Consider the following 3615-nt stretch of genomic DNA (forward strand, 5'->3'; position numbering starts at 1 on the left):
TTGCCTGATGATGGGGGCTATCCGGTCACGAAACGCCAGGGCCGCCGCACCGATCAACAGCGAAGTCCAAAAGAAGGGGGCGGTTGCAGCCCGGAAAAGCACCTCGGGCGAACGGGCAACTGCGGCAATGAAGAATGCCAACCCCGCCAGCGACAGCGTGATCCCGACAATGCGGAGCGCTTTCACCGTTGCTTCCTTGCCACGAATATGAGCGTCGGGACAATTCCCCGCATCGACTTGAAGATGAAGTCCGGAATGTTGCTTGCGATTTTGTAGGCGCCGACATTGCTTTCCAAATCGCTCACAAGGCGAATGGCGTCGATGGTCTTGTCCTGCGCGTCGAACCCGGCTTCGCTCAACAGGGTTTCAGCTTCGGCTCGAGAGAGAGGCCGACAGTCATAGCGATGCTTCGCTCCGCGAAGTCGGATGTAACGATCCGCGATCGGAGCAGGCAGCCAACTCAGCAACGGAAGCTTGTAGTGAGCTTCGAAAAGCCGCCATTTGTTGGGGACCGCAAAGTACACGGTTCCATCCGGCTTAAGGCAACGGTGAATTTCGTCGAGATGCCGCCGCTGCTCAGCAAGATCACCGACATGCTCGATCACATGATTGGTGACGATCAGATCGAAGTGCTCGTTCGGAAACGGCAGTCTGGTGTCGTCCACCTTGTGGAAGACATAGCCCTGCTCGATCTGGCGCTCGTCATTGATGTCGGTCGCAAAGGTCCCGCGCGGGCCAAAACCGAGCTCGGAAAAGTAGCTTGCGATGAAGCCAGAGCCACAACCGACCTCGAGCATGCGCATATCCGGCTTCGGTGCCGTCATGCCGGAGAGCATCGCAATCTTCCGGGCCTTGGCATTTCGGCTTTGCGCATCGAGGATCGCGTGTGAAAGGCGCAAGGCTGCCATGCGCGTCGCCCTATCGTCTCTTCAATTCCGACGCAAGGCTGCGCCAGGTGAGCCGTTCATTGGTTGCCGCTATGGCATCAGGCTCATACCACTTGCCTCCATCCATAACGCGCGACAAGGCACCCGCAAGGGCGTCCACGTTTTCCGCCTCGACCAGAATGCCTGTTCCGGGCAAAACGGTATCGACGAAGCCACCAACCTCACTTGCGACCACAGGCTTGTGGTAGTTGAAGGCAAGCGCGGCCACGGCGCTGCCCGAGGCTGAGCGATAGGGCAGGACAATTGCATCCGCGCGCGCGAAGAGATTGGCTGCCGACTGGTTCGAGACATAGGCATTCACCATATCGACCTTTTCGGAGATACCGCTTTCGCTGATGATCCTTTCGTAAGCTGAAACGCCGTCCCAGCTTTCCCCGGCAATGGTGAGATGGAAGTCCCTGTCGGCAATCCTGGCCAAGGCGTGCAAAAGTATGTCCAAGCCCTTGTAAGGCCGGATCAACCCAAAGAAGAGGAGTTCCGTTCTCGCGCGTCGCGGCAATTCGTGATCCGGCGCGGGGAAGGCATCGTAGGCCGGAATCGGATGCATCCGGATGGATGCTGCCGGAAACATTTCGCCAAGACTCTCGCGATGGCGACTGGAGTGCACGAACAACTCCTTGCAGTCGCCTAACGCCAGGTTGCGAAGTTTGACCTTCCAGCCGGCGGATTCGTGATCATCCACATTGTGGCAAATCACCACCAGCCGCTTACCGCAGCGTCTGGCAAGCCGTTTCACCCAAATGATGAACGGAGCCCAATAGACGTGCCACCATTGCACGACGATCAGATCCGGATTCAAGGAACGAATGCGACGGCCGACCGCTGGCCAGGTGAATGGATTGACTGAATCGACGATGTATTCGACATCCGGGAGATATGCGCGCGGCTCGGGTTCCTTGTCGCTTCCGCCGGGGTACATGAATGCCGGAAACTGACGCGAAAAGGATATCGTAAATCGATCATCCGACTCGGCGAGAGCTTGGTGCAATTGAGCCGTGTATTGAGCTATTCCTCCGCGATAGGGCGGAACAGGCCCAATTAGGACTATACGCATCAACGCTCCGAGTTCCGGACGAGATTCGCCCGCTGCGTATAGCGGATGTCCTCCAGCAGCTTGCGGTTGGCCGCTATCACATCGGCCAGGAAAGCGACGAGAAGGCACTGGAAGCCCATCGACATCAGCGCGCCCGCCAGGATCACCGACTGTATATGGCCGGTGCCCGTTCCGGTCAGGTAGAAATAGAGGAAGCGCAGGCCGATCAGGAAGCCAAGTCCGAAAAGCAGCGCCGCGGCAATGCCGAAGAAGCGGGCAGGCTGGTAGATGACGAAGATGCGCACGATGGTGAACATCGAACGCTTCAGATAGGAAGGTATGCTCTTGACCAGCTTCGATGGCCTAAGATCGCCATTGACGCGGATCGGCACCGAGACCACGCGCATATTCTTGCGGCCGGCCTGGATGATGGTTTCCAGCGTATAGGTGTAGTTGTTGAACACGATCAGGCGCTGGGCCGCGGTTCGCGAGATGGCGCGGAATCCGCTCGGCGCATCCTGAACGTCGGTGCCGCTGCTCACCCGAACCACCCAACTGCCAAGCTTTTGCAGCAACTTCTTGGCCGGAGAGAAATGTTCTATCTCCGAAATCGGCCGAGCGCCGATGACCATGTCGGCGCGCTCCTGCAGGACCGGCAAGGTCAGGGCCGGAAGATCGGCGGCGTGATATTGATTGTCGGCATCCGTGTTGACGATGACATCGGCGCCTTGTGCCAGACAGGCCTCGATGCCGGTCATGAAGGCGGCGGCAAGGCCACGATTGCTGGTGTGACGGACGACATGGTCGACGCCGTTTTCCTCGGCAATCCTGACCGTTTCGTCGGTGCTTCCATCATCGATGATCAACCATTCGACGCTGTCGAAGCCTGTGACGGTCCGCGGCAGATCGCTCAGCGCTATCGCCAGTGTTTCTGCTTCGTTGTAACAAGGAATCTGGATGATCAGCTTTGGCAGCAGCTCGCCCTCGAAATCGGGAGGTTAACAGAGTGCATCTATCATCCTGAGGCTGAGGCGCAAGCAGTTTTCCCCCACCCGAGACTTGTCCTCCCGCTTCGTGTTGCCGAATTGGCGGGATGTCTGTTAGGGGCTAGTGTCGCGACCGTTCCGAGCAGGTCGCGCTTCCAATCGCCCGTCTGCTGCCCACGGCAATATCCGGATGCTTCGCTCAGTTCATTTCCGGGAGAAAAGATTGAGAATCGGGGTCGATGGCAGGAACCTGGGATCGGCCACCGATGGCATCGGCAGGTTCGTCCACAGTTCGATCAAGGCCCTGTCGGCGCTCGGTGCCGAGGTCTTTGTCTACGCTCCCGGCCAGGTCAACCCCAGCTACGGTATCCCGAGCGGAGTGGCCTTGCGGACCGCAGGGTTCAGGTCCCTCCCCGCCCGCGCGCTGTGGGGGCAAGCCATCCTGCCGTCCTTGGCCTCGCGCGACAGGGTGGAGGTGTTCTGGGGGCCGGCTCACCGCTTGCCCCTCATCCTTGCCGAGCGGATCGCCCGTGTCGTCACCATCCACGATCTTGTCTGGGTGCACGCGCCGGAGACCATGCGCGCCCGGACCCGTATCGGCGAGCGCCTGCTGATGAAGCCGGCATTGCGAAGAGCCGATAGGGTGGTG

5 protein-coding genes are annotated in these 3615 nt (G+C 59.3%); 1 reads left to right on the forward strand and 4 read right to left on the reverse strand.

Going from position 1 to position 3615, the window contains the following annotated elements; genetic code table 11:
• The 4 genes from EOA33_RS28105 to EOA33_RS28120 all read right to left on the reverse strand — a co-directional run.
• A partial coding sequence (locus tag EOA33_RS28105) for a hypothetical protein (RefSeq protein ID WP_145989316.1) occupies positions 1-186 on the reverse strand: 186 nt, incomplete at its 3' end.
• Complete coding sequence (locus tag EOA33_RS28110; protein WP_127407126.1) at positions 183-908, reverse strand: class I SAM-dependent methyltransferase; 726 nt, start codon at positions 906-908, stop codon at positions 183-185. The genes EOA33_RS28110 and EOA33_RS28105, both read right to left, overlap by 4 nt.
• A gap of 10 nt (positions 909-918) precedes the next feature.
• The gene (locus EOA33_RS28115; RefSeq protein WP_127407127.1) at positions 919-2001 is read right to left on the reverse strand and encodes a glycosyltransferase; all 1083 of its coding nucleotides are present in this window, start codon (positions 1999-2001) and stop codon (positions 919-921) included.
• Positions 2001-2957 (reverse strand): glycosyltransferase family 2 protein, encoded by a 957-nt coding sequence (locus EOA33_RS28120; protein ID WP_210212620.1) that lies wholly within the window; start codon positions 2955-2957, stop codon positions 2001-2003. The genes EOA33_RS28115 and EOA33_RS28120 overlap by 1 nt, the downstream gene beginning before the upstream one ends.
• Positions 2958-3189: 232 nt before the next feature.
• Here EOA33_RS28120 and EOA33_RS28125 point away from each other — a divergent pair.
• Positions 3190-3615 (forward strand): glycosyltransferase (locus EOA33_RS28125; protein ID WP_145989317.1); only part of this gene is annotated, 426 nt, incomplete at its 3' end.

The organism is Mesorhizobium sp. M4A.F.Ca.ET.050.02.1.1 (genome assembly GCF_003997725.1).
Classification (GTDB): Bacteria; Pseudomonadota; Alphaproteobacteria; order Rhizobiales; family Rhizobiaceae; genus Mesorhizobium.